This window comes from Mycolicibacterium agri, from assembly GCF_002553505.1.
Classification (GTDB): Bacteria; Actinomycetota; Actinomycetes; order Mycobacteriales; family Mycobacteriaceae; genus Mycobacterium; species Mycobacterium agri.
This window is the reverse complement of the sequence record NZ_PDCP01000006.1, coordinates 44975-71930: the sequence shown is the minus strand read 5'-3', so window position 1 is coordinate 71930 and position 26956 is coordinate 44975. Positions and strand designations below refer to the sequence as shown.

The 26956-nt window shown below is 67.6% G+C and carries 30 protein-coding genes; 17 read left to right on the top strand and 13 right to left on the bottom strand.

Annotation, left to right across the window (positions count from 1 at the left end; translation table 11 throughout):
• Positions 1 to 138 precede the first annotated feature (138 nt).
• The gene (locus CQY20_RS05180; protein ID WP_133119022.1) at positions 139 to 792 is read right to left on the bottom strand and encodes an Rv1733c family protein; all 654 of its coding nucleotides are present in this window, start codon (positions 790 to 792) and stop codon (positions 139 to 141) included.
• A gap of 221 nt (positions 793 to 1013) precedes the next feature.
• Between CQY20_RS05180 and CQY20_RS05175 the strand changes: the two genes are divergently transcribed.
• Positions 1014 to 1886 carry a LysR family transcriptional regulator ArgP gene (locus CQY20_RS05175; RefSeq protein ID WP_097938693.1) on the top strand — a complete coding sequence of 291 codons (873 nt, stop codon included), beginning with the start codon at positions 1014 to 1016 and terminating at the stop codon, positions 1884 to 1886.
• Between the two features lie 150 nt (positions 1887 to 2036).
• Here the strand turns inward: CQY20_RS05175 and CQY20_RS34425 are convergent, their stop codons facing one another.
• Positions 2037 to 2309 carry a hypothetical protein gene (locus CQY20_RS34425; RefSeq protein ID WP_133119021.1) on the bottom strand — a complete coding sequence of 91 codons (273 nt, stop codon included), beginning with the start codon at positions 2307 to 2309 and terminating at the stop codon, positions 2037 to 2039.
• 159 nt (positions 2310 to 2468) lie between these two features.
• Between CQY20_RS34425 and CQY20_RS05170 the strand changes: the two genes are divergently transcribed.
• Positions 2469 to 3350, top strand: a complete 882-nt coding sequence (locus CQY20_RS05170; RefSeq protein WP_097938691.1) for a mycofactocin-coupled SDR family oxidoreductase — start codon at positions 2469 to 2471, stop codon at positions 3348 to 3350.
• 14 nt (positions 3351 to 3364) lie between these two features.
• Here CQY20_RS05170 and CQY20_RS05165 read toward each other — a convergent pair whose 3' ends face one another.
• On the bottom strand, positions 3365 to 3655 hold the full coding sequence (locus CQY20_RS05165; RefSeq protein WP_371871111.1) for a group I truncated hemoglobin: 291 nt from the start codon (positions 3653 to 3655) through the stop codon (positions 3365 to 3367).
• A gap of 36 nt (positions 3656 to 3691) precedes the next feature.
• Between CQY20_RS05165 and CQY20_RS35380 the strand changes: the two genes are divergently transcribed.
• Positions 3692 to 3931, top strand: coding sequence for a hypothetical protein (locus CQY20_RS35380; RefSeq protein WP_234816107.1), 240 nt, complete (start codon positions 3692 to 3694; stop codon positions 3929 to 3931).
• Entirely contained in the window at positions 3904 to 4176 is a 273-nt protein-coding gene (locus CQY20_RS35375; protein ID WP_234816106.1) for a hypothetical protein, read from the top strand. The genes CQY20_RS35380 and CQY20_RS35375 overlap by 28 nt, the downstream gene beginning before the upstream one ends.
• On the opposite strand, the gene CQY20_RS05155 is transcribed toward CQY20_RS35375, so the two are convergent.
• Positions 4173 to 4961, bottom strand: a complete 789-nt coding sequence (locus CQY20_RS05155; protein ID WP_097938687.1) for an IclR family transcriptional regulator — start codon at positions 4959 to 4961, stop codon at positions 4173 to 4175. The two genes, CQY20_RS35375 and CQY20_RS05155, sit on opposite strands and share 4 nt — an antisense overlap.
• Before the next feature lie 91 nt (positions 4962 to 5052).
• Between CQY20_RS05155 and hutU the strand changes: the two genes are divergently transcribed.
• Genes hutU through CQY20_RS05125 form a run of 6 tightly spaced genes read left to right on the top strand, consistent with a single transcriptional unit; the run spans position 5053 to position 13487 of the window.
• A complete protein-coding gene (gene hutU, locus CQY20_RS05150; RefSeq protein WP_097938685.1) occupies positions 5053 to 6720 on the top strand; it encodes a urocanate hydratase in 1668 nt (555 codons plus the stop codon).
• Entirely contained in the window at positions 6717 to 7943 is a 1227-nt protein-coding gene (locus CQY20_RS05145; RefSeq protein WP_097938683.1) for an allantoate amidohydrolase, read from the top strand. Before hutU ends, CQY20_RS05145 begins: the two co-directional genes overlap by 4 nt.
• A complete protein-coding gene (locus CQY20_RS05140; RefSeq protein ID WP_097938681.1) occupies positions 7940 to 9280 on the top strand; it encodes a formimidoylglutamate deiminase in 1341 nt (446 codons plus the stop codon). Before CQY20_RS05145 ends, CQY20_RS05140 begins: the two co-directional genes overlap by 4 nt.
• On the top strand, positions 9277 to 10461 hold the full coding sequence (hutI, locus tag CQY20_RS05135; RefSeq protein ID WP_097938680.1) for an imidazolonepropionase: 1185 nt from the start codon (positions 9277 to 9279) through the stop codon (positions 10459 to 10461). The genes CQY20_RS05140 and hutI overlap by 4 nt, the downstream gene beginning before the upstream one ends.
• The gene (gene hutH, locus CQY20_RS05130; RefSeq protein WP_097938677.1) at positions 10458 to 12002 is read left to right on the top strand and encodes a histidine ammonia-lyase; all 1545 of its coding nucleotides are present in this window, start codon (positions 10458 to 10460) and stop codon (positions 12000 to 12002) included. Before hutI ends, hutH begins: the two co-directional genes overlap by 4 nt.
• A 30-nt stretch (positions 12003 to 12032) precedes the next feature.
• On the top strand, positions 12033 to 13487 hold the full coding sequence (locus CQY20_RS05125) for an aldehyde dehydrogenase (RefSeq protein ID WP_097938675.1): 1455 nt from the start codon (positions 12033 to 12035) through the stop codon (positions 13485 to 13487).
• 36 nt (positions 13488 to 13523) lie between these two features.
• On the opposite strand, the gene CQY20_RS05120 is transcribed toward CQY20_RS05125, so the two are convergent.
• On the bottom strand, positions 13524 to 14420 hold the full coding sequence (locus tag CQY20_RS05120; protein WP_097938673.1) for an SDR family oxidoreductase: 897 nt from the start codon (positions 14418 to 14420) through the stop codon (positions 13524 to 13526).
• An 85-nt stretch (positions 14421 to 14505) separates the two neighbouring features.
• Here CQY20_RS05120 and CQY20_RS05115 point away from each other — a divergent pair, with 85 nt between their 5' ends.
• Both CQY20_RS05115 and CQY20_RS05110 read left to right on the top strand, forming a co-directional pair.
• Positions 14506 to 15072, top strand: a complete 567-nt coding sequence (locus tag CQY20_RS05115) for a TetR family transcriptional regulator (protein WP_097938671.1) — start codon at positions 14506 to 14508, stop codon at positions 15070 to 15072.
• Between the two features lie 121 nt (positions 15073 to 15193).
• The gene (locus CQY20_RS05110; RefSeq protein WP_234816105.1) at positions 15194 to 15646 is read left to right on the top strand and encodes a hypothetical protein; all 453 of its coding nucleotides are present in this window, start codon (positions 15194 to 15196) and stop codon (positions 15644 to 15646) included.
• Positions 15647 to 15651: 5 nt separating this feature from the next.
• Here the strand turns inward: CQY20_RS05110 and CQY20_RS05105 are convergent, their stop codons facing one another.
• The 6 genes from CQY20_RS05105 to CQY20_RS05080 are packed head-to-tail and all read right to left on the bottom strand — an operon-like array spanning position 15652 to position 20250.
• Positions 15652 to 15957, bottom strand: coding sequence for a putative quinol monooxygenase (locus CQY20_RS05105; protein WP_097938667.1), 306 nt, complete (start codon positions 15955 to 15957; stop codon positions 15652 to 15654).
• Positions 15957 to 17012, bottom strand: coding sequence for an Ldh family oxidoreductase (locus CQY20_RS05100; protein ID WP_097938665.1), 1056 nt, complete (start codon positions 17010 to 17012; stop codon positions 15957 to 15959). The genes CQY20_RS05105 and CQY20_RS05100 overlap by 1 nt, the downstream gene beginning before the upstream one ends.
• Positions 17009 to 17632, bottom strand: coding sequence for a 3-oxo-tetronate 4-phosphate decarboxylase (gene otnC / locus CQY20_RS05095; protein ID WP_097938662.1), 624 nt, complete (start codon positions 17630 to 17632; stop codon positions 17009 to 17011). Before otnC ends, CQY20_RS05100 begins: the two co-directional genes overlap by 4 nt.
• Positions 17629 to 18882, bottom strand: coding sequence for a 3-oxo-tetronate kinase (otnK, locus tag CQY20_RS05090; RefSeq protein WP_097938660.1), 1254 nt, complete (start codon positions 18880 to 18882; stop codon positions 17629 to 17631). The genes otnC and otnK overlap by 4 nt, the downstream gene beginning before the upstream one ends.
• Positions 18879 to 19553, bottom strand: a complete 675-nt coding sequence (locus CQY20_RS05085; RefSeq protein WP_097938658.1) for an aspartate/glutamate racemase family protein — start codon at positions 19551 to 19553, stop codon at positions 18879 to 18881. The genes otnK and CQY20_RS05085 overlap by 4 nt, the downstream gene beginning before the upstream one ends.
• A 7-nt stretch (positions 19554 to 19560) precedes the next feature.
• Positions 19561 to 20250 carry a GntR family transcriptional regulator gene (locus CQY20_RS05080; protein ID WP_234816104.1) on the bottom strand — a complete coding sequence of 230 codons (690 nt, stop codon included), beginning with the start codon at positions 20248 to 20250 and terminating at the stop codon, positions 19561 to 19563.
• Positions 20251 to 20475: 225 nt separating this feature from the next.
• On the opposite strand from CQY20_RS05080, the gene CQY20_RS05075 reads away from it, so the two are divergent.
• The 5 genes from CQY20_RS05075 (at position 20476) to CQY20_RS05055 (ending at position 25039) form a co-directional block, all read left to right on the top strand.
• The gene (locus CQY20_RS05075; protein ID WP_097938656.1) at positions 20476 to 21645 is read left to right on the top strand and encodes an ABC transporter substrate-binding protein; all 1170 of its coding nucleotides are present in this window, start codon (positions 20476 to 20478) and stop codon (positions 21643 to 21645) included.
• Positions 21646 to 21688: 43 nt separating this feature from the next.
• Positions 21689 to 22954, top strand: a complete 1266-nt coding sequence (locus CQY20_RS05070) for an ABC transporter permease (protein ID WP_097938654.1) — start codon at positions 21689 to 21691, stop codon at positions 22952 to 22954.
• A complete protein-coding gene (locus CQY20_RS05065; RefSeq protein ID WP_097938652.1) occupies positions 22890 to 23429 on the top strand; it encodes a hypothetical protein in 540 nt (179 codons plus the stop codon). Before CQY20_RS05070 ends, CQY20_RS05065 begins: the two co-directional genes overlap by 65 nt.
• A 19-nt stretch (positions 23430 to 23448) precedes the next feature.
• On the top strand, positions 23449 to 24072 hold the full coding sequence (locus CQY20_RS05060) for a TIGR03085 family metal-binding protein (protein WP_097938650.1): 624 nt from the start codon (positions 23449 to 23451) through the stop codon (positions 24070 to 24072).
• Between the two features lie 76 nt (positions 24073 to 24148).
• A complete protein-coding gene (locus CQY20_RS05055; protein ID WP_097938797.1) occupies positions 24149 to 25039 on the top strand; it encodes a mycobacterial-type methylenetetrahydrofolate reductase in 891 nt (296 codons plus the stop codon).
• A gap of 116 nt (positions 25040 to 25155) precedes the next feature.
• On the opposite strand, the gene CQY20_RS05050 is transcribed toward CQY20_RS05055, so the two are convergent.
• Both CQY20_RS05050 and CQY20_RS05045 read right to left on the bottom strand, forming a co-directional pair.
• The gene (locus CQY20_RS05050) at positions 25156 to 25569 is read right to left on the bottom strand and encodes an STAS domain-containing protein (protein ID WP_097938648.1); all 414 of its coding nucleotides are present in this window, start codon (positions 25567 to 25569) and stop codon (positions 25156 to 25158) included.
• 82 nt (positions 25570 to 25651) lie between these two features.
• Positions 25652 to 26905, bottom strand: a complete 1254-nt coding sequence (locus CQY20_RS05045; protein ID WP_097938646.1) for a DNA polymerase domain-containing protein — start codon at positions 26903 to 26905, stop codon at positions 25652 to 25654.
• Positions 26906 to 26956: the final 51 nt, after the last annotated feature.

Genomic DNA, 26956 nt, shown 5'->3' with positions numbered 1-26956 from the left:
CATCTCGACGCTGTGGGTGCTCATGTTCGTGTCCTTTCGTCTTCTATGGTGGTGGCGGCGGCGATGCGCCGGCTTGCCCGGCTCACACAACCGGCACCGGCGCGGTTGTCGGAATGCGACAACGCCTTTGAAGCGGCCCTAGAGCGCCTGGCTCAACCGGTCGATGTCGTGCTCCCACGCAGCCGAACGGATGCGGTCACACACCATCCGAGTGAGCGCGAACACCACCGCCCCTGCGGCACAGACGCCCGCCCAGAGCACGACCGCCGTCGTCACACCGTCCACAGCAGCCTGGACGCTGGCCGGCGGGGGACCGACGACCTCACCGGCATCGTTGACCCAGATGTCGATCGGATCGCCGGGTTTTGCGGTCTCCGGGGCCGAAACCGTCGCCGTCCGCTCCATCCCGTCGACGAACCATCGAGCCTCGACCGGTTTGGTGTCGGTCGGCTCGGCGCCGATACGGGCCGGGGGCCGCTTGTCCGGCTGTCCCTCGGTGATCGTCGCCGTGACGACGTGCCTGCTCTGTGCCTCTGACAGTAGGGCGTCGCGACGCGAGTCGTAGACCGCGGTGCCGAAGGCCGCGGCGAACGGCAGAGCCACCAGCGAAATGATCATCACCAGCGCCAGGACGGCTGCTTCGATCCGGTCGGTTCTTCGTATCAGCCCGTTGCGGTCGAACAACCGACCGAGAACGCCGCCCGGCATACGTAGTTCAAAGGTTTCCATGGCAGGGTCGGTGAGCGCTGTGTCGGCGCTCACCCCGCTGCCGCCTGGCCGTGGTGTCGTCATCACGATCCCCTATCCGCGATGGTCTGTATCGTTTGCGCTGGCGCGCGGGGGACTGTGTCTTCCTGCGCGCGCTCAAGCTCACTTCCGATGATGCGACCGTCAGCTGAGATTGAGCTTGCAGCGAGCCGACAACATGAACAACGCGTTTTGTTGCCTTACCACATCCAGGCTTGCCGTGAAGTGACGCTAATCACTATCGACGGCGGCTTAACATTTCTAATGTGGAGATTGACGGCCAGCAACTTTCCGCCTTCGCCGCCGTGATCGAGCACGGCAGCTTCGACGCGGCGGCGGCGCGCCTGCATGTCACGCCCTCGGCGGTCAGTCAGCGGATCAAGGCGCTGGAGCAAAGTGTCGGTCAAGTCCTGGTCCGTCGGGAGAAGCCCTGTACGGCGACGCCGGCGGGTGCGCCTCTACTCCGGCTCGCCGCGCAGACCGCCCTGCTGGAGGCCGAGACGCTGGCCGAGATGGGCGGCGGCTCGGGCCAGCGGACCCGCATCGCCATCGCGGTCAACGCCGATTCGATGGCGACCTGGTTCACCGCGGTCCTCGGCGACCTCGACGACATGCTGTTCGACATCCGCATCGAGGACCAGGACCACTCGGCGCGGCTATTGCGCGAGGGCACGGTGATGGGAGCCGTCACGACCGAGCGCGCACCGGTGGCCGGGTGTCGAGTCGAACCGCTCGGGACCATGCGCTACGTACCGGTGGCCAGCTCGGACTTCGTCCGGCGCTACCTTCCTGACGGCTTCACCGCGGCTGACGTGGCGGCGGCACCGTCGCTGGCATGGAACCGCGACGACGCGCTGCAGGACCTGCTGGTACGCAAGGTATTCCGACGCGCCGTCACCCGCCCGGTGCACTACGTCCCGACCGCCGAAGGGTTCGCCGCCGCGGTCCACGCCGGGTTGGGATGGGGGATGTTCCCGTCGACCCTGGCCGCCGCGCAGCTCGATGAGGGCTCGTTCGTCCAGATCTCGGACGTCACCCTGGACGTCCCGCTGTTCTGGCAGTGCTGGAAGCTCGACAGCCCTACGGTCGAGCGTGTCACGGCCGCCGTGCGGTCAGCCGCCAAACTTGTACTGTCCTAGCGTCGTTTAGCGCCCTGATCCGCGAGCGTATGGGCTACGTACGTGCATCGGCCGTTTTACATCCATAGGCCATACGCTCGTGGCGCTGCGGGGCGAAAATGCCAGTGCGGCAACGCCGAAAAGGCCGGGCGATCAGCGCGGTATCCCCGGCTACCAGCCCCAGTGCCGCAAGCCCCACGGGTGCCAGCCCGGGAAGTGGGCGGGGCCATATCCTCTGAATCCCCGGAATCCGTGCCCGTGGTGGCCCCATCCTCCTCGGCCGTGCCAGCCCACGGTCTGGACCGTCGGCGCATCGACCGCATGGCTCGCGGCCCAGGTCGGCGTAGGTGTGGCAGCGCTGGCGACGCCGCTGCCCAGCCCCAGGCTGGACAGTCCGACTGCGCCGGCGATCAGGGTGGCTGCGACGCCTCGTTTGATGTTCATTTCGTTACCTCCGCTAAGCGATCCCCCAAGCCGACGGTAGGAGCGCGGACTGGGAATGAGCTGCGAGAACCTGTGGAATCGCGAGCCAAGCGTTGCTTAAACGGGGTACGTAAATTAGGTTCGCGTCTTAAGAGAATCACATTCTGGCGCGGAGGACAGATGGCTGGACGGCTCGAAGGCAAGGTTGCTTTCATCACGGGCGGTGCTCGTGGGCAGGGGCGCGCACATGCGCTGGCGATGGCGAAGGAAGGCGCCGACATCATCGTCATCGACATCTGCCGCAACATCGAATCGAACCCCTACCCGCTCTCCACCCCCGATGACCTGGCGGAAGTCGAGCGGGAGGTCAAGGCGCTCGGCCGGCGGGTGTTCGCAAGGATTGCTGATGTGCGCGAGCGCCACGAACTGCGCGACGCGCTCGAGGCGGGCGTCGCCGATATGGGCAAGCTCGACATCGTGGTGGCCAACGCGGGCATTCTGCCGATGGCGTTCGGCAAGGAGTTCGACCCGATGCACTTCGTCGACGCCACCGACGTCGACCTCCTCGGCGTGATGAACACCGTCGCGGTCTCGCTGCCGCATCTGCCCGACGGCGCTTCGGTCATCATCACCGGTTCGACCGCGGGCATGATCAAGGGCACCAGCGACAACCCGATGATGGGCCCCGGCGGCGCCGGCTACGGCTGGAGCAAGCGCGTGCTGATCGACTACGTCGACCATCTGTGTCTTCAGGTGGCGCCCAAGATGATTCGCGTCAACGCCATGCACCCGACCAACGTCAACACCCACCTGCTGCACAACGACGGCATCTACAGCGTGTTCCGCCCGGACATGACGGCAGAAGGCAAGAAACCGACCCGCGAGGACGCCGAGCCGGCATTCGCCTACTTCAACGCCATGCCGATTCCGTACGTCGAGCCCGAGGACATCGCCAACCTGGCCGTGTTCCTGGCCAGCGAGGAAAGCCGCTACATCACCGGCCAGCACATCCGTGTCGATGCCGGCTCGATGCTCAAGTGGCCCAACGGGCCTGGCCGCTAATGCAATAGCGCAATTCAGGCCGCACTGGTCGCAATGTCCTCGGCCAGCGGCGCAATCGCGGCCAGGATCTGTGCGGTGGTGTCTTCGGACACGTCCGCGGCGCCCAGGCTGGCGGCGAGATGGCCTGCCACGAGGTCAAAGTGGTGCATTGTGATTCCTCGTCCCTGATGCACCTGACGCATGGGTGCTCCGGTGTAGGGCAGCGGCCCGCCGAGGGCGGCGGCGAAGAATTCCACCTGCCTGCCCTTCAGACGCGACATGTTGGTGCCGGCGAAGAACGGTGCGTCATCAACGACTCCTTCGATGAACTCGGAGCCGTCTCGACCGGCTAATCTGTACGCGTGTTTCGCACGGTGTTTGTGATAGCCGCGATGGCGACGGCGGCCGTCGTCACGATGCCGAACGCCGGCGCCGCCCCCGAGACCGACGACGCGGGCTATCTGAACTCGACGGCCCGCTGCGCCCCGCCCGCGACGGCGGTCATGTTCGGAAGCACTGCGGACTCCCGCCTCGCGATCTGCAAGCTGGAAGACGGCACGTTCGAGTACGGGGCGTGCGAATCAGCGACGGTGCCAAGCTGATCGCCCCCGCAAAGGAGACCACGAACGGGTACATCGCCGCCAACGACGGAATCGAGTACCTGGTGACCCCCAAGTCCCTCGTGGTCAGCGAGGGCAACGACGTGCTGCGCGAGGAACCGATGGTTGAGTTCCACGGCCCAGGTGCGTCGGAGTCCGAGGAGACGACGCCGACGTCGCCGACGGAGTTGCCGCCGCCGCTGCCCGCCGAGCGACCGGCCGAACAGCCGGCCGAACCGCCCGCCTAGGTCGCGAACCATCCGTCCGGCGGCCGTCCGGACAACGCCCACGTCAACTGCTGGGCCGCCGAGCGCACCGCGCGCACCAATTCTGTTGCAGGCGTGCGGGATCCCTCGACGCGGTGCGTGACGCTGAACGCCGCACACGGATAACCGGTGTGGTCGAACGCGCACGCGGCCACCGACCGCAGCCCCGGGGTGATGAGCCCGACCTCTTCGGCCCAGCCCTGGTTGCGCTCGGCCTGCAGCACACGCCGCAGCTCCGGCAGCGACGCCGGGCCCTCACCGGTCCGGTTCACGAACGCCCGAGTCGACGGGAACAGCCCGCGCACCTGCGCGGCGGGCAGATGCGCGAGGATCGCACGGCCGCTGGCGGTCAGGTGCGCGGGCATCCGGACGCCGATCCCGGTGACTGTCACCGCCATGTGCATCGCTGTCGGCAGCTCGCGAAGTAGATACAGCGTCTCGGCGCCGTGCAGGATCCCGAGGTGCGATGTCTCGTACACCTGGGCGACCAGCTTCTTGAGGATCGGGCGGGCGCGCAGTTCGAGCGGCCCGTGCCGCAGGTATGCCGAGCCCACCTCGAACGCCGCCACCCCGAGCCCGTAGGCGCGCTGGTCGGCTGCGTACACCACGAACCCGCGCTCGGTGAGCACGTCGAGCAGGTGATATCCCGACGAACGGGGGATCCCGAGATCGCGCATGATCGCGGCGGCTGACACCGGGCCGGGGCGTCCTGCCAGATACAACAGCACGTCCAGAGCCCGCCCGACGGCCGGCGAGGTGCTCGACATTCGCACCTCCTACTGGAGAAGTCTCGGATACGAGACGTTACTCCCCGTCCGGCTCTGGATGTGGTGATCGGTGATCGGGTGTGCTGATGGCATGACTTCGACGACCGAGCCGCGCACCGTCCGCTCGCCGCGCGGGACCACTCTCTCGTGCAAGGGCTGGCAGCAGGAAGCGGCGCTGCGCATGCTGATGAACAACCTCGACCCGGAGGTCGCCGAACACCCGGAGGACCTCGTCGTGTACGGCGGCACCGGTCGGGCGGCCCGCAGTTGGCCCGCGTTCGACGCGATCGTCGCGACGCTGCGGACCCTCGAAGACGACGAGACGCTGCTCGTGCAGTCCGGCAAGCCGGTCGGCGTGTTCCGCACCCACGTCTGGTCGCCCCGCGTGCTGATCGCCAACTCGAACCTCGTCGGCGACTGGGCGAACTGGGAGAAGTTCCGCGAGCTGGAGGCGGCGGGGCTGACCATGTATGGCCAGATGACCGCGGGCTCGTGGATCTACATCGGCACCCAGGGCATCCTGCAGGGCACGTACGAGACGTTCGGTGCCGTTGCGAAGAAACGGTTCGGCGGAACCCTTGCAGGCACGATCACACTGACGGCGGGGCTCGGCGGCATGGGCGGGGCGCAGCCGCTGGCGGTGACAATGAACGAGGGGGTGGCGATCTGCGTCGACTGCGACGAGTCCCGAATCGACCGGCGGATCGAGCACCGCTACCTCGACACCAAGGCAAGCAGCGTCGACGAGGCCCTTGCGCTGGCGGTCGATGCCCGAGATGCCAAGCGGGCGTTGTCGATCGGGCTTGTCGGCAACGCCGCCGAGGTCTTTCCCGAACTGCTCGATCGTGACGCACCGATCGACATCGTCACCGACCAGACATCGGCGCACGACCCGCTGACCTACCTGCCTGTCGGCGTGGCATTCGAGGACATGAAGAAGATGGCCGAGAAGGATCCGGTGTACTTCACCGAACAGTCGCGCTTGTCGATGGCCAGGCACGTGAAGGCGATGGTCGGTTTCATGGACAAGGGCGCGGAGGTCTTCGACTACGGCAACTCGATTCGTGACGAGGCGCGAAAGGCCGGTTACGACAGGGCTTTCGACTTCCCCGGCTTCGTTCCCGCCTACATCCGCCCTCAGTTCGAGGAGGGGCTGGGGCCGTTCCGGTGGGCGGCCCTGTCAGGTGACCCGAAGGACATCGAGGCGACCGACCGCGCGATCCTCGAACTCTTCGGAGACAACGACCACCTGCGGCGCTGGATCACGATGGCCGAGGAGAAGGTCGCCTATCAGGGCCTACCCGCCCGGATCTGCTGGCTGGGATACGGCGAACGGCACAGGGCCGGTCTGAAATTCAACGAGATGGTGGCATCAGGTGAGCTCTCGGCCCCGATCGTCATCGGCCGCGACCACCTCGACTCGGGCTCGGTCGCATCGCCCTACCGGGAGACCGAGGCCATGGCCGACGGATCGGACGCCATCGCCGACTGGCCGCTGCTGAACGCATTGGTGAACACCGCGTCGGGCGCGTCCTGGGTGTCGATCCATCACGGCGGCGGCGTCGGGATGGGACGGTCGATCCACGCGGGCCAGGTGTGTGTGGCCGATGGCACCGAGCTCGCGGCGCAGAAGCTGGAACGGGTGCTGATCAACGACCCGGGGATGGGTGTCATCCGCCACGTCGACGCGGGCTATGAGCACGCCGCCCAGGTGGCCACTGAGCGTGGTGTGCGTATTCCGATGCGAGAGAACGCATGACGACGTTCGACTCGCTATGGGAATCGATCCTTGACGTCGGTCGCGAACCGTCCACCGGTGGCTACCGCCGGTTCGCATGGAACGCCGCGGACCTGACGCTGCGTGAATGGTTCACAGGTGAGGCCGCGAGCCGCGGCATGACCGTCGAGGAGGACCGCAACGGCAACACATGGGCCTGGTGGATGCCAACCGGCTGGAGCGGAGACCCGAAGGGCGCGTTCGTCACCGGAAGCCATCTCGACTCCGTTCCCGACGGCGGCGCCTTCGACGGCCCGCTCGGTGTGGTGTCGGCGTTTCACGCCGTCGATCTGCTCCGCGCCCGCGGTGTGGACCCGGCTGTCCCGATCGCCGTCGTCGCCTTCGCCGACGAGGAAGGAGCGCGATTCGGCGTCGCCTGCGTCGGCTCTCAGCTGAGCACCGGTGCGCTGAACCCGGAGCGCGCGCTCGCGTTGACGGACAACGACGGCACGACGCTGGCCGACGCGCTGCGCGACGCGGGCCGTCGGCCGGAGCACCTCGGCGTCGACGACACACTCACCGATCGCGTCGGCATTTACGTCGAGCTCCACGTCGAACAAGGCAGGGCGCTGGTCGACATGAAACGGCCGGTGGCCGTCGCATCATCGATCTGGCCGCACGGCAGATGGCATCTGACCTTCCGCGGCGAAGCCAACCACGCGGGCACCACCAGGCTCATCGACCGGCGGGATCCCATGTTGCCGTTCGCTTCTGCGGTGCACGCCGCGCGCATCGAGGCCGCGCGGCACGACAGCGTCGCGACGTTCGGCAAGGTCCGGGTCACACCGAACGGGGCCAACGCGATTCCGTCCCGCGTCGACGCATGGCTGGACGCCCGCGCGGCCGACGAGGCCACCCTGACAACGGTCGTCGAGGCGGTCAGGGACGCGGCAGCGCAATACGCCCGCGACGGCCGCATCACGCTGGAGTTCGAAGCCGAATCCGTCACGCCCACGGTCGCGTTCCCGGACGCCCCTCGGCGCAGAGTCCAGGCGGCGCTGTCGCGCCTAGGCGACGTCCCGGTTCTCGCCACCGCCGCGGGCCATGACGCGGGGATCCTGTCGGCCAAGGTGCCGACGGCAATGCTGTTCGTGCGCAACCCCACCGGGATCTCGCATTCACCCGACGAGTACGCCGAGATCTCCGATTGCCGAACCGGCGCCGAGGCGCTGGCCGACGTGATGGCCGACTGGGTGGCGCCATGACTCACAAGACCTTCTGGTGCGAACACGCGTGGTGTGACGGCGACGTCTCGAACGGGGTGCAGATCACCGTCGACGAGGGCCGGATCATCGGTATCGAGCAATCGACGCGACCCGCGGATACCGCGGAAGTGCTTCGCGGGCTGGTCATTCCGGGACTGGCGAATGCGCACTCGCACGCCTTCCACAGAGCGCTGCGGGCGCGCACGCAGCGGGACCGCGGCAGCTTCTGGACGTGGCGAAAGCTGATGTATGAGGCGGCGGGTCAACTGACACCTGACAGCTACCGCGCGCTCGCCACCGCCGTGTACGCCGAGATGGCATTGGCCGGAATCACCGCGGTCGGTGAGTTCCACTACCTGCACCATGACACGGGCGGGCGCCCTTATGCGGACCCCAACGAGATGGGCAAGGCGTTGATCGCCGCGGCAGCCGACGCCGGTGTGCGGCTGACCCTGCTGGACACCTGCTACCTGCGATCCGGCATCAACGGTGCGCCGCTGTGCGAGGGGCCGCAGCAGCGGTTCGGCGACGGCACCGCAGCCCAGTGGGCGCAGCGGGTCGACCAGCTCGTCTCCGACGCCCGATCGGAACAGGTAATCGTCGGGGCGGCAATACATTCCGTTCGCGCAGTGCCGCCCGCCGAGATGGCCGCCGTGGTCGACTGGGCCGACGCCCACGAAGCACCCCTGCACGTGCACTCGTCGGAACAGACGGCCGAGGTCGACGAATGCCTCGCCGTGCACGGCCGCACGCCGACCGCGCTGCTGCGCGACAACGGCGTCCTCGGCCCACGGACCACGGCCGTGCACGCCACCCACCTGTCCGACCAAGACATCGCCGACATGGACGCCACCGCCACCGGCACCTGTTTCTGCCCGACCACCGAGCGCGACCTCGGCGACGGTATCGGCCCCGCGACCGCACTGCTCGCGGGCCGCGGACTGTTCAGCCTCGGCTCCGACAGTCACGCCGTGATCGACATGCTCGAGGAGGCCCGCGCGGTCGAGCTCGACGAGCGGCTGGCCCGGCGTGAACGCGGGATCATCTCTGCGACAACGCTGCTCGATGCCGCGACGAGCGCAGGGCAGCGCGCGCTCGGCTGGACTGACGCGGGTGCGTTGACGGTCGGCGCGCGCGCCGACCTGGTGGCCGTCGACATCGGCTCGATACGGACCGCAGGAGGGGGAGCGACCGTGGAGAACCTGGTGTTCGCGGCGTCCGCGGCCGACGTGACGGACGTGATCGTCGACGGACACCGGGTGGTGGCCGACCGGCAGCACACCGCCGTGCCGGATGTCGGGAAAGCACTCGCATCGGCCATCGAGGGGTGCCGATGAGCGTTGTGTACGACAACATCGGCGAGCTGGTGACCAACGATCCGTCCCACGGCGACGGGTCACCGCTCGGCATCATCGACGACGCCGCCATCGTCGTCGACGGTGATCGCATCGCCTGGATCGGCCCATCGGATCACGCCCCCGCGGTCGACGACAGGGTGGACTGCCGAAAGGCAAGCGTGATACCGGGTTTCGTGGACAGCCACGCCCATCTCATCTTCGCCGGCGACCGGTCTGCCGAGTTCGCCGCACGGATGAGCGGGACGCCGTACGACGGCGGCGGCATCGCGACGACGGTGTCGGCGACCAGGGCGGCGGGCGACGACAAGCTGGCCGACAACCTCGCAAGGCTGGCCGCCGAGCTGTTGCGAAGCGGTGTCACGACATTCGAAACGAAGAGCGGATACGGCCTGACCGTCGCCGACGAACGACGGGCGTTGGAGATCGCGGGCCACGTCACCGATGAGACGACGTTCCTCGGCGCGCACGTCGTCCCCGTCGAATACCGGGACCGCCGCGACGACTACGTCAACCTGGTGGCCGGCGACATGCTCGCGGCGTGTGCGCCGAGGGCAAGGTGGATCGACGTGTTCTGCGATCGCGGCGCGTTCGACATCGACGAGTCGAGGACGATCCTCGAAGCGGGCGCGGATGCTGGCCTCGGCCTGCGGCTGCACGCCTCGCAGCTCGGCCCTGGGCAGGGGATCAAGCTCGCCGTCGAGTTGGGCGCCGCGTCGGTGGACCACTGCACCTTCGCCGACGACAGCGATCTCGAGGCGCTGGCGTCGAGTTCGACCGTCGCCACGCTGCTTCCCGGCGCCGAATTCTGCACCCGCGCACGGTGGCCGGACGGGCGGCGGTTCGTGGCGGCAGGCGTGACGATCGCGCTTGCGACCGATTGCAATCCCGGAACGTCCTACACGACCAGCATGCCGTTCTGCATCGCGCTCGCGGTGCGCGATATGCATTTGACGCCCGCCGAGGCGCTTCGCGCTGCCACCGCGGGCGGGGCGGCGGCCCTGCGGCGCGACGACATCGGCGCCCTCGCTAAGGGGATGCGGGCCGACTTCGTCAGGCTGGACGCGCCCTCCTACATCCACCTCGCTTACCGGCCCGGTGTTCCGATCATCGATACGGTCGTGGTCGGTGGCACCCGAATGAAGGAAAGCAGCAATCAATGAGTGACTCGAAAGTCGTTGTCGGAGTTGGCCCGGTCAGCTTCGACGACGTGGTCGCCGTCGCGCGTCGCGATGCCCAGGTGGTTATCTCCGCCGAAGCCCTCGAGGTCGTTGCTTCCAGCCGCGTTCACATCGAGGCGCTCGCCGAGCAGGCGACGCCTGTGTACGGGGTATCCACCGGGTTCGGTGCGCTGGCCACCCGCCACATCCCGCACGAGAAGCGGGCACAGTTGCAGCGCAGTCTGATTCGGTCACACGCGGCGGGCACAGGCGACGAGGTCGAGCGTGAGGTGATCCGCGCCATGATGCTGTTGCGGCTCTCGACGCTCGCCACCGGCCGCACCGGCGTCCGCACTGAGACCGCGCAGCTTTACGCCGACCTGTTGTCGGCCGGGCTGACGCCGGTCGTCTACGAGTACGGCAGCCTCGGCTGCTCCGGTGACCTCGCCCCGCTTGCGCACGTCGCGCTCGCCGTCATGGGTGAAGGGCACGTCCGCACCGCCGACGGCACTCTGAAGCCGTCGCGGGAGGCGATGGCCGAGCGCGGGCTCGCGCCGGTGACCTTCGCCGAGAAGGAAGGTCTCGCGCTGATCAACGGAACCGACGGGATGCTCGGCCAGCTGGTGCTTGCGCTCACCGACCTGGAGAACCTGTTCAAGCTGGCCGACGTCGCCGCCGCGATGAGCGTCGAGGGCCAACTCGGCACAGACCGCGTCTTCGCCGACGATCTGCAGCGGCTGCGGCCGCATCCCGGCCAGGCCGTCTCCGCCGCCAACATCACCCGCATGCTGGCCGGCTCGCCGATCGTCGCCAGCCACCGAGGGGACGACTGCCCGCGGGTACAAGACGCCTACTCGCTGCGATGCTCACCGCAGGTCGCGGGCGCCGCGCGGGACACCGCCGATCATGCGCGGGCGGTCGCCGAACGTGAATTGGCAAGCGTCATCGACAATCCCGTCATCACCCGCGACGGGCGGGTCGAGTCGAACGGGAACTTCCACGGTGCGCCGGTGGCCTACGTCCTCGACTTCCTCTCGATAGTGGTGGCCGACCTGGCCAGCATCAGCGAACGGCGCACCGACCGCTTCCTCGACGTCGCCCGCAACCACGGTCTGAACCCATTTCTCGCCGACGATCCCGGCGTCGACAGCGGTCAGATGATCACGCAGTACACCCAGGCCGCCATCGTCTCCGAACTCAAACGGCTGGCCGCCCCCGCAAGCGCGGACTCCATCCCTTCGTCGGCCATGCAGGAAGACCACGTGTCGATGGGGTGGTCGGCCGCGCGCAAGCTGCGCCGTGGAATCGACGGGCTGACCCGGGTCCTTGCGATCGAGGTGCTCAACGCCGCACGCGGCATCGAGATGCGGGCGCCGCTGACACCGGCCCCCGGCACCGCGGCCGTCATCACGGCGGTCAGGGAGCACGCCGGGGGACCGGGTGCCGACCGTTATCTCGCGCCGGAGATCGGCGCCGTCGTCGAACTCGCGAGGACCGGCGCGCTGGTGCGGGCCGCGGAAAGCGTGGTGGGTCCGCTGCACTGAGCTGCTAGCCGATCGGCTAGTCTCTACGGCGTGCATATCAGCGACAAACTTTTCATCGACGGGCAGTGGTCGCCGCCGGAGTCCGGCACCGCGCGTGACGTCGTCTCGCCGCACAGCCAGCAGGTGATCGGCACCGTCACCCTGGCCGGGCCTGCGGACGTGGATCGGGCCGTGCACGCCGCGCGGGCGGCGTTCGACGAGGGACCGTGGCCGCGGATGCAGCCGGCCGAGCGCGTCGAGGCGGTCAAGCGGCTGGCCGAGCACTACAACCAGAACCGCGACGCGATGGCGGAACTGATCACCGCCGAGATCGGCGCGCCCATAGCGTTTTCCAAGCGAGCGCAGGTCGGCCTGCCGTCAATGCTGTTCACCGCGTTCACCGATCTTGCGCTGAAATTCGACTGGCAGGAGGCGCGAGCAGGCCTCTACGGCAAGGACATTCGCATCAACAAGCAACCGGTTGGTGTGGTGGCTGCGGTGGTGCCGTGGAACATGCCGCAGTTCCTCACCGTGGGCAAGGTCGTGCCCGCGCTGCTCGCCGGCTGCGCTGTGGTGCTGAAGCCGTCACCGGAGTCGGTGCTCGACGCCCAGCTGCTCGCCGACCTGGTCGCCAAGGCGGACTTGCCGCCAGGCGTCTTCAACGTCGTCCCTGGTGATCGAGATGTCGGCGAGGCCCTGGTGAAACACCCAGGGGTGGACAAGGTTTCGTTCACCGGGTCGACGGCGGCAGGCCGCCAGGTCGCGATGGCCTGCGCCGAGGGGCTCAAGCAGGTGAGCCTGGAGCTGGGCGGAAAGTCGGCGGCGATCGTGCTCGACGACGCCGATCCTTCCTTCGTCGCACCGGCCATCCAGTCGGCGAGCCTGGCCAACAGCGGCCAGGTGTGCAATGCGCTCAGCCGCATCCTCGTACCCGCCCGGCGCCAGGACGAGTTCGTCGACGCGCTGGCCGCCGGAGTGGCGTCGATGTCGGTGGGCGATCCCAGCGATCCCGAGACGCGCCTTGGTCCGCTGGTCGCCGAGCGACAGCAGACCCGGGTCCGCGGCTACATCGAGGAGGGTCAGCGCGAGGGTGCGCGGCTGGTCACCGGCGGCACCGGGATGCCCGACGGGCTCGACACGGGCTGGTATGTGAGGCCGACGTTGTTCGCGGACGCGCACAACGGGATGCGGATCGCCCGCGAAGAGATCTTCGGCCCTGTGCTGACCGTCATCCCCTACGACAGCGAGGACGATGCGGTGCGCATCGCCAACGACTCGGACTACGGCCTGGCGGGTGCGGTGTTCACCCCCGACCTGGACCGCGGCTTCGAGGTCGCGGGCCGGGTCCGGTCGGGGACGTTCGGCGTCAACCAGGGCTACATCATGGATCCCGCTGCGCCGTTCGGCGGCGTGAAGCAGAGCGGCTACGGTCGCGAACTCGGCCGTGAAGGACTCGAGAGTTACCTTGTGAGTCAGTCGGTTTCGAGCACGGCGGCGACGTCGTAGACGCGGCGCAGACCGTCGGCAAAAGCACCGAGGCCATCAGGCTTCTTTGAAGTAGTGGCCGGCCTCGAGGTCGTCGAGCAGGCCGCCGTGCGTGGGCTGCCAGCCGAGAAGCTCGCGGGTGCGCAGGCTCGTCGCCGCGGCGTCGAGCGCGAAGAGAGGACCGATCCAGCCGAAGTGGCCGAATACGTCCTCCGTGGGGATCGACTTGACCGGTAGACCGAGGTGCCTGCCGATGACTTCGGCAATGGTCCGTACCGGAATTCCCTCGTCGTCCATCGGGTGGACGATGGTTCCCGGCGGCGCCGATTCCGTGGCCAACCTAATGGCGCGCGCGGCATCGAGGCGGTGCACCGACGGCCAGCGATTCGTTCCGTCGCCGGGATACCCCGACACACCGGTCTTGCGGGCGATCCCGATCAGATGCGGCACGAATCCGTGGTCACCCTCGCCGTGCACACTCGGCGGCAGCCGCAGCACCGCGGTGCGCACACCGCGGTCGGTGAAAGCCAGCGTTGCGGGCTCGGAGGCCCGCAACGACTCGTTCGGGGCGGGTTGGTCCTCGGTGGCGACGGCCCCTGGCGGCGCGATTCCGAAAATGCCCGCGGCGACCACCAGCGGCCGGTCGGACCCAGCCAGCGCGTCACCCAGGGCTTCGATGGCACGCCGGTCGAATTTGGAGCCAGCGGCGATGTCGAAATCCTCGAAATCGTGACGGAACGCCAGATGGATTGTGCCGTCGGTGGATTCGGCGCCTTGACGCAGGCTGTTGGTGTCTTCAAGGCTGCCGCGGTGCACCTCGGCGCCCGCTTCCGCTATGGCCCGTGCCGACGCCTCGGACCGGGCCAGCCCGACGACCTGGTGGCCTGCCCCGAGCAGCTCGGCGACGACTGCCGATCCGATGAAACCCGACGCGCCGGTGACGAAGATGCGCATTTCCAGACCCTTCCTTGTGATGACAGTGACTGACATGACGGGTAACACGCGATGTCAGTTACTGTCATCCCGTAGGATCCCGCGCATGGGTCGATGGCAGCCGAACGCTCGTGGTCGTCTGGAGGAGGCCGCGCTCGACCTGTACACCGAACGCGGCTTCGACCAGACGACGGTCGCCGAGATCGCCGAACGGGCGGGCCTGACCGAGCGGACGTTCTTCCGCCATTTCGCCGACAAGCGCGAGGTGCTCTTCGGCGGGCAGGACGCACTGCTCGAACTGTTCGTCACCACCATCGCCGAGGCTCCGGACTCGGTGGCGCCACTGGACGCGGTGGCCGCCGCTCTCGAGGCCTCAGCGCCGGTGTTCGCGGACCGCCACCGCCAGGCGCGACGGCGCCAAGCCGTCATCGCGGCCAACCCCGGCTTGCACGAGCGGGAATTGAGCAAGCTCGCGGCGATGGCCTCGGCGATGGCCGATGCTCTGCGCGCCCGCGGTGTCGGCGAGACCGCGGCAAAGCTGATCGCCGAGGCCGGTGTCGCCGTGTTTCGGGTGGCGTTCGAGCGATGGGCCACCGAGGAGCACCCAGATGACCTCGCGCGGTACATTCGCGAGGCGGTCGACGAGTTGAAGGAGATCACTGCGGCCGGCTGACGGATCTGCCTTCGGTCTCGGCCAGCTAACGATTTCGTGTGACCCGGCGTTGGTGCTTCGCCGTACGGGGCGGCCGTGGTGCGCTAGAGACGCGATGTCCAGCTTGAAGTTTCATGGCCTGATGGCAATGGTGGCGGCTGGCGCAGCGGTGGCCGCCGCGCTGCCGTCTGCGGCGGCTGCACCCGCCTCTGACGAAGGCGGTTATGTGAATTCGACGGCACGCTGCCCCGCGCCGAAATCCGTTGTGGTGTTTGGCGCTACGGGCAATTCACGGGTGGCGATCTGCAAGACGCCGGACGGCGATTTCGAGTACCGCGGCGTTCGTGTCAGCGACGGCGCCAAGCTGATCGTGCCCGCCGAGGAGTCCACCGACGGAACCTTCGTCGCCGACAACGGCCCGGTCAGCTATATGGTCACCGCGAAGTCGCTCGTCATCAGCGAGGGCAGCAAGGTGGTGCGCGAGGAAACAATGGTCGACTACCACGGCCCGCAGGCGCCTGCACCTGCCACGCCGACATCCACGACACCGCTTCCGGCTCCGCTGCCTGCCGAACAGGGTGCCGACGACGGTTGAGCGACTTAGCGGCCCAGGTGGAGCGGGCGCGCGAAGGTGTTCTTGTGGCTGCCTGCCACCACGCATACCTTCGCGGCTTCCTGCCAGCGCGCGTAGTGCGGCGCGTTGCGGTGCGCGACGCGGAAGGCATCTTCGTCGGCGTAGATCTCGTAGAGGTAGAAGCGCGTCGGCGTGTCGACATCCTGATGCACGTCGAACGCCAGGCATCCGGGTTCGTCGCGCAAGGACGCGGTCGCGTTGGTTGTGATCGCAGCGATGAACTCGTCGAGCTTGTCGGCGTGCACGTCGAGCGTGACGAACAGCGTGTACATCAGCGCGGCCCTCGCAGCAGCGACTCGACCCCGCATGCCGCCGCGAGGTCGTTGAGCTCTTCGACGGTCCGCGCGGCAAGCGTGACGCTGCCGGAAGCCGCTGCGACGGCGCGGTTTTCCAGTTCACCTGGTACCACGATTTCCTGTCCGGGCGCCGTGCGCGAACGCTTCAGGCTGGAAATCAGTTCGTCCATGCGCTGGACGAAGACCTCTGGCGCCATGATGACCGCGATGTTGATCGCGATCACGAGGTGACCGCATCCGCTGCGTCGATCCGGCACGTACGGGCCGACGACGTCGCTGCCGAAGGCACTTCCGGTCAGGACACCCGACAGCACGTCCATCATGAACGAGATTGCGTAGCCCTTGTGTCCGGCCATCGGCAGGATCAGCCCGTCTATTGCGGCTTGCGGGTCGGTGGTGGGCAGCCCGGACGCGTCGACGGCCCAGCCCTCCGGCAGCCGCTCGCCGCGTTGCCTGGCGGCGTAGACCTTCCCGCGGGCGACCCCGATGTTGGCGATGTCGAGCACGACGGTTCCATGCGCGCCGCCGGGCACGGCGATCGACCACGGGTTCGCGCCGACCATCTTGTCGATGCCGCCCCACGGCGCCATGGCCGGGCTGCCGTTCGTGGTGAGAATGCCCACGCAGCCACGGTCGGCGAGGATGCGGGTCCAGTAGGCCGCCGTGCCGAAGTGATTGCTGTTGCGCACTGCCACCACTCCGACGCCGTACGCATGCGCCGCATCGGCCGCCGCGATGACGGCCTTATGGGTGACGACCTGGCCGATGCCGTCGCGGCCGTCGAGCACCGAAACCGCTGCGAACGACGACAGCGTTTCGGTGTTGTCGACCGAACGCATGACACCGGATCGCAGGCGGGCGACGTACCACGGCAGCCGCAGCATGCCGTGCGACGGATGGCCCCACATATCCGCGGTGACAAGCGATTCGGCGACGAGCCGGGCGTCGGCTTCGGGAACACCGTGCGCCCGTAGGATTTTCAGGCCGTGTACGACGACGTCTTCGGCGGCGAAACGGTGCTCGGTGCTCATCGATACTGGTCGCTCAGTCGTCGCGCCTCCTCGTCGGACACCGGGTTGACCGCCTGTCCCCGCAGCAGAAGGAACAGCTTGGCGGTCTCCTCGATCTCCTCCAGCGCGTCCGCCGCGCTTGTCAGGTCTTTGCCTGCCACGATCGGTCCATGGTTGGCCAGCAGCAGGGCATGGTGCTCGACGGCCACCGATTCCGCTGTGGCAGCGAGGCTTTGGTCGCCGGGGGCGAAATAGGGCAGCAGCGGCAGCCGGCCGACCCGCATCGCGTAGTACGCGGTCAACACGGGAAGCGCATTGCGTGAATCGATGTCCCGCAGACAGGAGACGGCAACCGAATGCGTGCTGTGCGTGTGCACCACGGCGCCTGCGCCGGGTCGGGCGCGGTAGATGGCCAGGTGCAGGAACGCCTCTTTCGTGGGCGGCGGTCCGCCGACGTGCTCGCCTTCCCGCGTGACGCGCGAGAGCGAGTCGGCGCGAAGCCGCTCCAGGCTGACCCCGGTGGGCGTCATGACGATGGTGCCGTCCGCATCGATCGCGCTGAGGTTTCCCGTGCGGCCGAACGTCAGCCCCCGCCGAAAGAACGAGGCGCCCAGTTCGACGATGTCTTCGGCGACGGTCATGACAGCGTCGTGCTGGTCGCCGCCCTCACCAGGAGATCGGGTCGGCCGAAGTTGCCGGATTTCAACAGCAGCGAGATGCCCTGGTCGGCGGCGGTGCACCACGGCACCCCGCGGTCGGCTTCGGCGTCGACGACAACGGATTTCACGCCGAGGGCATCGACGACGGCGCCGGAGGTCTCACCGCCCGCGACCACGACGCGTTGCGCTCCTGCGGCCACCGCGGCCTTGGCCAGCGCCCCCATCGTGGACTCGAGTTCGGCTGCGGTGTGGGGGTCGGCGGGCCCGCGCTCGTCTGCGGGTGCCGACGAGTACACCATCACCGGCTGGTGGCCCAGGTGCTCGAGCAGCCAGGCTCGGGCGGGCTCGAAGAGGTCGGCGGTCTTGTCGACAGCGCGCGGGTCGAGGCGGAACGACGGGAATCGCTCGCGCGCGTGGGCGACTTGGCCCAGTGTGGTCGCCGAGCAGCTGCCCGCAAGAATCAGCGTGGCCCCGGTAGGCGCGGGCCGAGGCTGCTCGGTGCCCGGACGCGCGTCGCCGCCGATGACCCGCGCGAGCGCACCGGCAAGTCCCGCGGCGCCGGTGACGACGGGCATGCCGACGACAGCGCGGGCGATCGTGGTGAGGTCGTCGTCATCGAGGGCGTCGACGACGACGTGGCGGTACCCGTTGCGGGCGGCCTCATCGATGGCATCGGTGATTGCCTTGTCCCCGTTGCCGACTCGCTGCCAGTTCAGCAGCGTCACCGGGTGAGACGACTGGGCCGCCATGAGGCGCGGTAGCGACGAGTCGGTCATCGGGGTCAGCGGATGGTGACGCATCGACGACTCTGACAGCAGCTGGTCGGCCACGAACAGGTGGCCCTGATACACGGTGCGTCCGTGCTCGGGGGTGGCGGGGCAGATCACCGTTGCACGCTCGCCTGCGGCGTCGAGCAGCGCGTCCGTGACGGGGCCGATATTGCCCGCGGCCGTCGAGTCGAACGTCGAACAGTATTTGAAGTAGACGCTGCCGACACCGGCATCCGTCACGAGCCAATCGCGCACGGCCAGCGATGTTTTCACTGCCGCAGCCGCACTCAAGGCGCGGGTTTTCAGCGCCACGACCAGCGCGTCGCAGTCCTCCACCCGCGTCGCGTCGTCGGGCGGGCCGAACAATAGGACGGTCCGCAGGCCCTCGCGCCGGAACGCCGCGGCGACATCGGTTCCTCCGGTGTAGTCGTCGGCGATGCAGCCGATCGCGGGCGCACTCATGACTGCTCCAGACGACGCGCGATCGCCCGTGCGGCGGCCCGAGTGGGCGCCACCACGGGCAGGCCGGTCTTGGCCGCCAACTCGTCGGCGGCCGGACTCAGTGAATACTGCGCGATGCAGACCAAATCGACGGCGGTGCCGACCGATTCCAGTCCGGTGCCCAGTTCGGTCACGAGTGCGGAGAGGTCGCCGCGGTTCGCGGCCTCGGCGGCGCCCGCGCAGAACACCGGCACGACCTCCCCAGGCTGCTGTTCCGAAGCCAACATCTCGGTCAGCCGCGCCGTCGTGTCGGCGGCGGCGCCCTCGAGGGAGGCCAACACCGCCACCCGGCGGGGAGCGGCGCGCACGATGTCGGCCATCATGTCGGTATCCGAGGCGAAAACAGGTGTGGTGAACAGCTTTTGAGCGACGCGCCGAACCTCGCCGTACATCGAGCAGGCGATGATGACCGCGTGGGCGCCGCCGGTGACCCCGTAGCGGACCAGGCTCAGCATTCGGTCGCGCAGTTGCGGACTCAACTCACCGCCGGCCGCATCGGCATCGGGACCGAGCCGATCGTCGATGATATTCCACAGCTGCACACCGGGCAGCTCATCGGACAGGGCCAGACGTAGCGGCGGAATCGACGCGGGGGTGGCGTGCACAGCCGCGACGAGGACGTGCTCCTTCACAGCGCAGTCATTCTCCCGTGTTCTCGTTCTCGTGGCCGAGGCGCCACACTGCTGTGGCGCCCAGGCTAGTGTCGATGTGGGCGCGCATGACATCGGCCGCTGCCTCGCTATCGCCTGCGGCGATGTATTCGACGAGCAGCCGGTGCTCATTGGCTTTTTGGTCGCGGGCCGCCTGAGTTCGTCCGGCCTGCAAGGCCAGCCGGCGATACCGGTCGGCCTTGTCCCACAGTCCTTCCAAAGCGGCGATCAGAAGATCGTTGTGGCTGGCGCGGTAGATCGCGGCGTGCAGATTGCGGTGGGCCACCAGTTGGCCGACCGCCGGTGGCGTGGGCAGCGGTTCCACCGCGGCCAGCGCGGCGCGAATCGCCTGCAGGTCGGTGTTGGTGCGCCGCTGCGCGGCAAGGCCCGCGGCCAAGGGATCCAGCGACTTCCGTAATTCGAGCAGGTCGCGAGCTTCTTCGGCGCGAAGCGGGGTGATGCGGGCGTCGCGGTGGGCATCCAGCTCGACGAGCCCCTCACTCTTGAGGCGTCGCAGTGCCTCGCGCAGCGGTGTGGTGCTGATGCCGATTTGGCTGGCCAGTTCGCGCTGCTGGATCACCGCGCCGGGCTGCAGCTCGCCGGACAGGATCCGATCGCGCACCTGCCGGTAGGCGTAGTCGCTCTTGGTTTCAAAGAGCTCAGCGGGCTGCGACATCATCCGACCTCTCTCGACGTCGTTATAACTTACAGTACCCAGCTCCCTCTCCGCTAGCGTTCGGTCGCGGGCTCGTTTGCCCAGCTGAGAAGCTCTACCTGCATGACGTGGACGTAGTCGTTTGCCTGTCGCCTCGCGGCAAAACTCAACCTTGACGTCATAGGTTATAACCTCCTACTGTGAGCGGGCACACACGAGGCTGAGGTCTCTGCTTCAAGGAGGAAGAGCATGAAGTCAGTCCCCCCGAGCGCCCGGGCAGGCGGCACGCGTCGCTTGGTTCGCATTGCCGCGGTGTTCGGCGCCGTGATCATGGCGCTCACGGCATGCGGATCCGGCGAATCCACCGAACCGGGAGCCGACAACGTCGTCAAGACGGGCGAGGCACCTGACTACTACCCAGCCGACTACCAGGACCTCATCGCCGCATCGCAGAACGAGGGCGGCACGCTGACCATCTACTCCAACACCGACCAGGAAAACTGGGCCCCGATCTTCCGGGATTTCAAGAAGAAGTACCCCTGGGTCGGCGAGATTTCGGCCAACAACCTCGACAGCGACGAGGTGTTCCAGCGTGTGCTCAGCGAACAGGCCACCGCTGGCTCGCCGGCCGACATCGTGGTGTCCAACGCCGCGCAGGCGTGGGCGGATTTCGGGGCGCGCCCGGGAACGCTGATGGAGTACAAGTCACCCGAGGTGGCCAAGCTCCCGGAGCAGGCGACGCTGATGCCGAACGTCTACGCGATGTCGCTCGACCCGATCGCGATCGTCTACAACACCTCACTGATGACGGAGCAACCAACCGGGGTGAAGAGCCTGGCCGACATCGTCAGCAAGGACCCGGACAAGTATCGGGGCAAGATCACGACGCGAGATGTGAACGGCGCGTTCGGTTTCACGGTGTCAAACGGCTTCGTCAGCGCGCGCCCGGACTCCTGGTCGGCGCTGGACAAGGTTCTGCCGATGGCCAAAGCCGAGACCTCCTCGGGCACGCAACTGGAGAAGATCACCTCCGGTGAATACCTCGCCGGCATGTTCATCAGTGCCGCTCCCACCTATCCGAAGGTCGACGACAGCGGCGGGCTGCTCGGCATCTCCTTCTACGACGACGGCACCGTGGTGCTGCCGCGCGGTGTCGGAATCGCTTCCGGGGCACCGCATCCCGCAACCGCGAAGCTGTTCACCGACTTCGTGCTCTCCGATGAAGGGCAGCGGGCGGTCGCCGAGGGCGGCCTGACGTCCTACCGCGACGGCATCGAGGCGACCGACGGCAGGCACACGTACCAGGAATTGGTCGAGTCCGTGGGCGAGGACAACGTCATCGACGTGCAGTACGTCAAGGTGCCCGAGGACAAGGTGAAGGAATTCACCGACCGCTGGGACGGCCTGCTCGGTCGGTGATCCATCGCTGATCTCGAAAAAGATACGAAGGACTGTCTCTGCCATGACGACGACGGTGCAGACGCCAACCGTTTCCGGCCCGGTGTCGGGGGGCTATCCGGCTCCCCGATACCGCAAATTCCTCGGCCTGGGACGGGACCTGTGGCTGCAGTACGCGGTCGTCGTCTTTCTCGCCGTGTTGGTGCTGGCGCCGGTGGTGCCGACGCTGTATCAGTCCCTGCTCGACCGGCCGCTGTACGAGGCCGGCGGCGTGCTCAGCCTGGACAACTATGTGCGGCTGTTCACCGAAGCCGGGTTCGGTGAAGTAGCGCTCAACACGGTGCTGTTCGCGGGATTGACAACGATTCTGACGTTGGTGCTCGCGGTGCCGATGGCGATCGTGGTCGTGCGAACGACGGTGCCGGGCGGGCGAATCCTCTCGGCAGCCATGCAGTGGCCGTTCTTCATCTCCTCGCTGATCCTCGGGTTCGGCTGGATCATGATGTACGGGCCGTCCGGCTTCGTCAGTATCAAAGTCCAGCAGGTCCTCGGCCACCTGCCGTGGAACCTGTACTCGATCCCCGGCATGGCCCTGACAGAAGCGGTGGCGCTCGCCCCCATCGCGTACACCTTCTGCGCCAATGCATTACGGCAGAGCGACGCGTCGCTGGAGGCCGCCGCGCAGGTCTGCGGCGCGGGTCCGCTGCGGGTCATCTTCGCGGTCATCGTGCCGATGCTGCGACCGCCGATCGTCTACAGCTCGATCCTGGTGATCTCGATGTCAGTGGAAACGCTGAGCGTGCCGCTGCTGTACGGACAGCCGGTGAACATCCAGGTCTTCTCGACATTCCTGTTTAAGAACGGCCTGCAGTCGATCAACCCGGATTACGGCGTTCTCGGCGCGGCCTCGGCGATCATCCTGTTTGTCACGATCGGCCTTGTCGCGTTGCAGGCCAAGATGCTCAAGGATGCCCAGCGATTCGTCTCGGTGCGCGGCAAGGCCACCCGCCCGCGTCCGCTGGACCTGGGCTGGCTGAAGTGGATCAGCCTGTGCGCCATCGTCTTCTACGTGGTGATGGGCGCCCTGGTGCCGATCGTAGGGTTGATCATGCGCTCGTTCACGCTCGTGTTCACCCCGCTGCAGTCACCGCTTAAGAGCCTGTCGATGAACAACTACGACAGGGTCTTCACCTATGCGGCCTACGTGCAGTCGATCAAGAACAGTCTGATCGTCGCCGCCCTAGGCGCGCGGCACGTTCGCCAATGTGCGGCTGCAGAACCGGGTGGCGCCGGGCACGCGCGGTGGGCGGACCCGCAACTTCGTCGATAGTGGTCGTGAGACAACGGTTTTCGATGCAGCGACCGCATACCGGGAGGCGAAGGTGCCGATCGTTGTCGTCGCGGGACGCGACTACGGCGGCGGGTCGTCGCGGGACTGGGCCGCCAAGGGGCCTGCGCTGCTCGGCGTGCGGGCCGTCATCGCCCAGTCTTTCGAGCGCATCCACCGCTCCAACCTGGTGGCGATGGGCGTGATCCCGGTCGAGCTGATCGATGCAGGCCCCGACGACGTCGCGCCGACCGGCGCCGAGCAGGTCAGCATCACCGGTCTGGCCGCGCTGAACACCGGCGACACACGGGACCGCGTGACCGTCGAGAGCAACGGGCGGGCCTTCGACGCACGCCTGCGGCTGGACACCCCACGCGAGGCTGACTACATCCGGCACGGCGGCGTCATGCCGTATGTTCTGCGCGCTCTCTACCGAGCCGCGGAGGCGAAACGCTCAACTCGCGGGGCGGCCCGCTGAGATCTGGCATGTTCGGGGTATGACAGCAGCCTCCCGTGAACGCGCCGCGTTGGTCGAGACCATGCGCGCCGCCGGACCCGACGCGCCGACGCTGTGCGGCGACTGGACCACCCGCGACCTGGCCGCGCACCTGGTGATCCGGGAACGCCGACCGGACGCCGGCGCGGGCATTCTGATTCCCGCGCTCGCCGACTACACGGCGCGCAAGCAGAAGCAACTCGCCGACTCCACCGAGTGGCCGGATCTGCTGCAGATGGTCGCCTCGGGCCCGCCGCTGTATTCGCCCTTAAAGCTGCTCGACCCGTTGGTCAACACCATGGAGATGTTCATCCACCACGAGGATGTCCGCCGGGCAGCGCCCGAGTGGGAGCCGCGCGAGCTCGACGACGACCTGATGTCCGCGCTGCGCCGTCAGGTCCGGTTCGCCGCCATGGTGTCGCTCGGGCGCGCCCCGGTGTCGGTGATCCTGCAGGACACCGCGGGCGCGACGTTGGCGTCGGTGGGCAAGGGGCCGCGCTGCGTGATCACCGGGTCACCGGCCGAGATGCTGCTTTTCCTCTCGGGCCGCGACGCCGCCCGCCTCGATTTCGCCGGCGACGACGATGTCGTCGAACAGGTCAAGCGGGCGCGTCGGCAACTCTGAGCCGACGCTCGGCGATTTCGATCCACACAGCTGCGCTCTGTATCGTGGTTCGGTCGTCTGGATCAGGAGCAACGCTGTGACCCTCAATACAATTGCGCTCGAGCTGGTGCCTCCCAACGTGGAGCGCGGGCGCGAGTATGCCGCGGAAGAGGCGCGCAAGGTGGCCCGCATCTCGGCGGAATCGGGTCTCGACGGCCGGATCAAACACGTGATGATCCCCGGGATGATCGCCGAGGACGACGACCGTCCGGTTCCGATGAAGCCCAAGCTCGACGTGCTCGACTACTGGTCGATCATCAAGCCGGAGCTGCCGGGGCTGCGCGGGCTGTGCACCCAGGTCACCGCCTTCATGGATGAGGCCTCGCTGGGCCAGCGGCTGACGACATTGGGCGACGCGGGGTTCGAAGGCATCGTGTTCGTCGGTGTGCCGCGCACGATGAACGACGGCGAGGGGTCCGGCGTCGCGCCCACCGACGCCCTGTCGATCTATGAGGACGTCGTCGCCAACCGCGGCGTCATCCTGATTCCGACGCGCGAAGGCGAACGCGACCGCTTCGACTTCAAGTGCAAGCAGGGCGCCAACTTCGCGATGACCCAGCTGCTGTACTCCGACGCGATCGTCGGCTTCCTCAAGGACTTCGCTGCGACTACCGACCACCGGCCCGAGATTCTGCTGTCGTTCGGCTTCGTCCCGAAGGTCGAGAGCCGCGTCGGGCTGATCGAATGGCTGATCCAGGATCCCGGCAACCCCGCGGTCGCCGAGGAGCAGAAGTTCGTCCGGACGCTGGCGAGCCGAGACCCCGCCGACAAGCGTCAGATGATGGTCGATCTGTACAAGCGGGTCATCGACGGGGTCGCCGATCTCGGCTTCCCGCTGAGCATCCACTTCGAGGCCACCTACGGTGTCTCCGGCGCGGCGTTCGAGACCTTCGCCGAGATGCTCGACTACTGGTCACCCGACCGCTGAATCGGCCGGGCGCCCCTCAGCGTCGGGAAGGATGCGCGGTCGCGGGGGTGTGCCTGCCGTGCAGCAGGTAGCTCAGCCAGCGAAGATCGATTAGCACGTGATCGCCCTTTCTGTTTTTAGGCGGTCTTGGTGAGAAGGGGAAGAAGGCGGCGCCGTTCGCCGATGCGTTCGGCGAAGTGAGCCAGCGCCTCGGGGACGGACTCGGCGGTGGGGAAGGTCTCGCGCTCACCGGACAACCGCAGCGTGCGCTGCACCGGTGCACTGGCGATGACGGCCCACTCGACATCGACGTGATGGCAATCCTCGTCTATGTCGTAGAACCACGAAATGCCTTGCTGCGTAAAGGAAGTCACGCCGCTCAGATCCAACACAAAGGGCTTCTCGTTGATGATGAAGCGTCTCGCGTAGGCGCGGATGCAATCGAGGTTAGTGTCGTTGACGTCGCCGGTGACCGTGACCACGGTTGCCAGCTGACGACACACCGCACGCATCTGCGCGCCGTCGCAGTCGATTGCCTGGTTTCCGTACATGACCTCAAGCTATGCCGCCCACTTAAGGCATTGGGGAGTTGCCAGTAATACTTTGCTAAGAACCGACATCGGCGTCGTCGGCTCAGGGCCTGCGGAACTGCGCGCCCGAGTAGTTCTCCCACGGGCTGTAGTCGGCGATCAACTCTTCCTGCGGTGGTCGCTGGTCCTCGGGCACATGCTGCAGGTTGATCCGGATCCGGTACCAGATCGAGCTCGGGCCCCGCATCCCGTCGACGAGGATGTCGGCGGGCTTCAGTTTCTTAGCGGCCTCTTCATATTTCTTGCGCCAGACCTCCAGCGCGGCCATCGCCTCGTCCTTGGTCTTGGTGCGGGCGATCTCTATCAGCGGCTTCGACGACACCCGGCCCGCGCCGCGGCCCGTTGCCTTCTTGGCGCCCTTCGGCGCCCTCTCCGCAGGCCCGAGCCGCTCGGCGAGCTCGAGCAGCGGCTCCAGGCTGCCGGGCGCGTCGTCCATGCCCTCCCACGGGTCCCCGAGTTCGGCGAAGCGCTGCGGCACCGTCGCGATGGTGAAGGCCTCCGGCCTGCAGTCGGCGAGCTCATCCCAGCGCAGCGGCGTCGATACCCGAGCGTCGGGAGTGGCCCGCACCGAGTACGCCGAGGCCACCGTCCGGTCGAAGGCGTTCTGGTTGAAGTCGACGAACACGCCCTCGCGTTCTTCCTTCCACCACCGCGCGGTGGCCAGATCAGGTGCGCGCCGCTCCACTTCGCGGGCCACCGCCTGGGCCGCCAGCCGGACATGCTTGAAGGGCCAGCGCCGCTGGATGCGCGCATAGATGTGGAAGCCGCGTGATCCTGACGTCTTCGGCCACGCGGTCAGGCCGTGGTCCTCGAGCACCTCGCGGGCGATCAATGCAACGTCGATGATCTGGCGCCAGCCGACACCCGGCATCGGGTCGAGGTCGACCCGCAGCTCGTCGGGATGTGCCAGGTCGTCGGCGCGGACGGGATGCGGGTTGAGGTCGACGCAGCCCATGTTGACCGCCCACACCAGCCCCGCGGCGTCGTGCAGCACCGCCTCCTTGGCCGACGTGCCCGACGCGTAGCGCAGCTCGGCGACGTCGACGAAGTCGGGCCGCTTCTCCGGCGCCCGCTTCTGGAACACGGCCTCCTCGGTGATGCCCTTGACGAACCGCTTGAGGATCATCGGCCGTTCGGCCACCCCGCGCAGCGCCCCCGGCGCGACGGCCAGGTAGTAGTCCATCAGCTCACGCTTGGTGACCCCCAGATCGGGAAACACGACCTTGTCCGGATGGGTGATCGGCACCTGCTGCCCATCCACCTCAAGGTGCTTGACCTTGGAGGAGGATGCGGCCATACCGTCATGGTAGTTACGCAGCGCTTTCGCGCCGCGGTGCGACGGGCGTCA

What these genes read in the sequence shown, in the direction of transcription:
- CQY20_RS05180 (WP_133119022.1), bottom strand. Translation starts at nt 792, where the DNA reads ATGACGACACCACGGCCAGGCGGCAGCGGGGTGAGCGCCGACACAGCG.
- CQY20_RS34425 (WP_133119021.1), bottom strand. Translation starts at nt 2,309, where the DNA reads ATGAACATCAAACGAGGCGTCGCAGCCACCCTGATCGCCGGCGCAGTC.
- CQY20_RS05170 (WP_097938691.1), top strand. Translation starts at nt 2,469, where the DNA reads ATGGCTGGACGGCTCGAAGGCAAGGTTGCTTTCATCACGGGCGGTGCT.
- CQY20_RS05155 (WP_097938687.1), bottom strand. Translation starts at nt 4,961, where the DNA reads ATGTCGAGCACCTCGCCGGCCGTCGGGCGGGCTCTGGACGTGCTGTTG.
- hutU (WP_097938685.1), top strand. Translation starts at nt 5,053, where the DNA reads ATGACTTCGACGACCGAGCCGCGCACCGTCCGCTCGCCGCGCGGGACC.
- CQY20_RS05145 (WP_097938683.1), top strand. Translation starts at nt 6,717, where the DNA reads ATGACGACGTTCGACTCGCTATGGGAATCGATCCTTGACGTCGGTCGC.
- CQY20_RS05140 (WP_097938681.1), top strand. Translation starts at nt 7,940, where the DNA reads ATGACTCACAAGACCTTCTGGTGCGAACACGCGTGGTGTGACGGCGAC.
- hutI (WP_097938680.1), top strand. Translation starts at nt 9,277, where the DNA reads ATGAGCGTTGTGTACGACAACATCGGCGAGCTGGTGACCAACGATCCG.
- hutH (WP_097938677.1), top strand. Translation starts at nt 10,458, where the DNA reads ATGAGTGACTCGAAAGTCGTTGTCGGAGTTGGCCCGGTCAGCTTCGAC.
- CQY20_RS05120 (WP_097938673.1), bottom strand. Translation starts at nt 14,420, where the DNA reads ATGCGCATCTTCGTCACCGGCGCGTCGGGTTTCATCGGATCGGCAGTC.
- CQY20_RS05115 (WP_097938671.1), top strand. Translation starts at nt 14,506, where the DNA reads ATGGGTCGATGGCAGCCGAACGCTCGTGGTCGTCTGGAGGAGGCCGCG.
- CQY20_RS05110 (WP_234816105.1), top strand. Translation starts at nt 15,194, where the DNA reads ATGGCAATGGTGGCGGCTGGCGCAGCGGTGGCCGCCGCGCTGCCGTCT.
- CQY20_RS05105 (WP_097938667.1), bottom strand. Translation starts at nt 15,957, where the DNA reads ATGTACACGCTGTTCGTCACGCTCGACGTGCACGCCGACAAGCTCGAC.
- CQY20_RS05100 (WP_097938665.1), bottom strand. Translation starts at nt 17,012, where the DNA reads ATGAGCACCGAGCACCGTTTCGCCGCCGAAGACGTCGTCGTACACGGC.
- otnC (WP_097938662.1), bottom strand. Translation starts at nt 17,632, where the DNA reads ATGACCGTCGCCGAAGACATCGTCGAACTGGGCGCCTCGTTCTTTCGG.
- otnK (WP_097938660.1), bottom strand. Translation starts at nt 18,882, where the DNA reads ATGAGTGCGCCCGCGATCGGCTGCATCGCCGACGACTACACCGGAGGA.
- CQY20_RS05080 (WP_234816104.1), bottom strand. Translation starts at nt 20,250, where the DNA reads ATGATGTCGCAGCCCGCTGAGCTCTTTGAAACCAAGAGCGACTACGCC.
- CQY20_RS05075 (WP_097938656.1), top strand. Translation starts at nt 20,476, where the DNA reads ATGAAGTCAGTCCCCCCGAGCGCCCGGGCAGGCGGCACGCGTCGCTTG.
- CQY20_RS05070 (WP_097938654.1), top strand. Translation starts at nt 21,689, where the DNA reads ATGACGACGACGGTGCAGACGCCAACCGTTTCCGGCCCGGTGTCGGGG.
- CQY20_RS05060 (WP_097938650.1), top strand. Translation starts at nt 23,449, where the DNA reads ATGACAGCAGCCTCCCGTGAACGCGCCGCGTTGGTCGAGACCATGCGC.
- CQY20_RS05050 (WP_097938648.1), bottom strand. Translation starts at nt 25,569, where the DNA reads ATGTACGGAAACCAGGCAATCGACTGCGACGGCGCGCAGATGCGTGCG.
- CQY20_RS05045 (WP_097938646.1), bottom strand. Translation starts at nt 26,905, where the DNA reads ATGGCCGCATCCTCCTCCAAGGTCAAGCACCTTGAGGTGGATGGGCAG.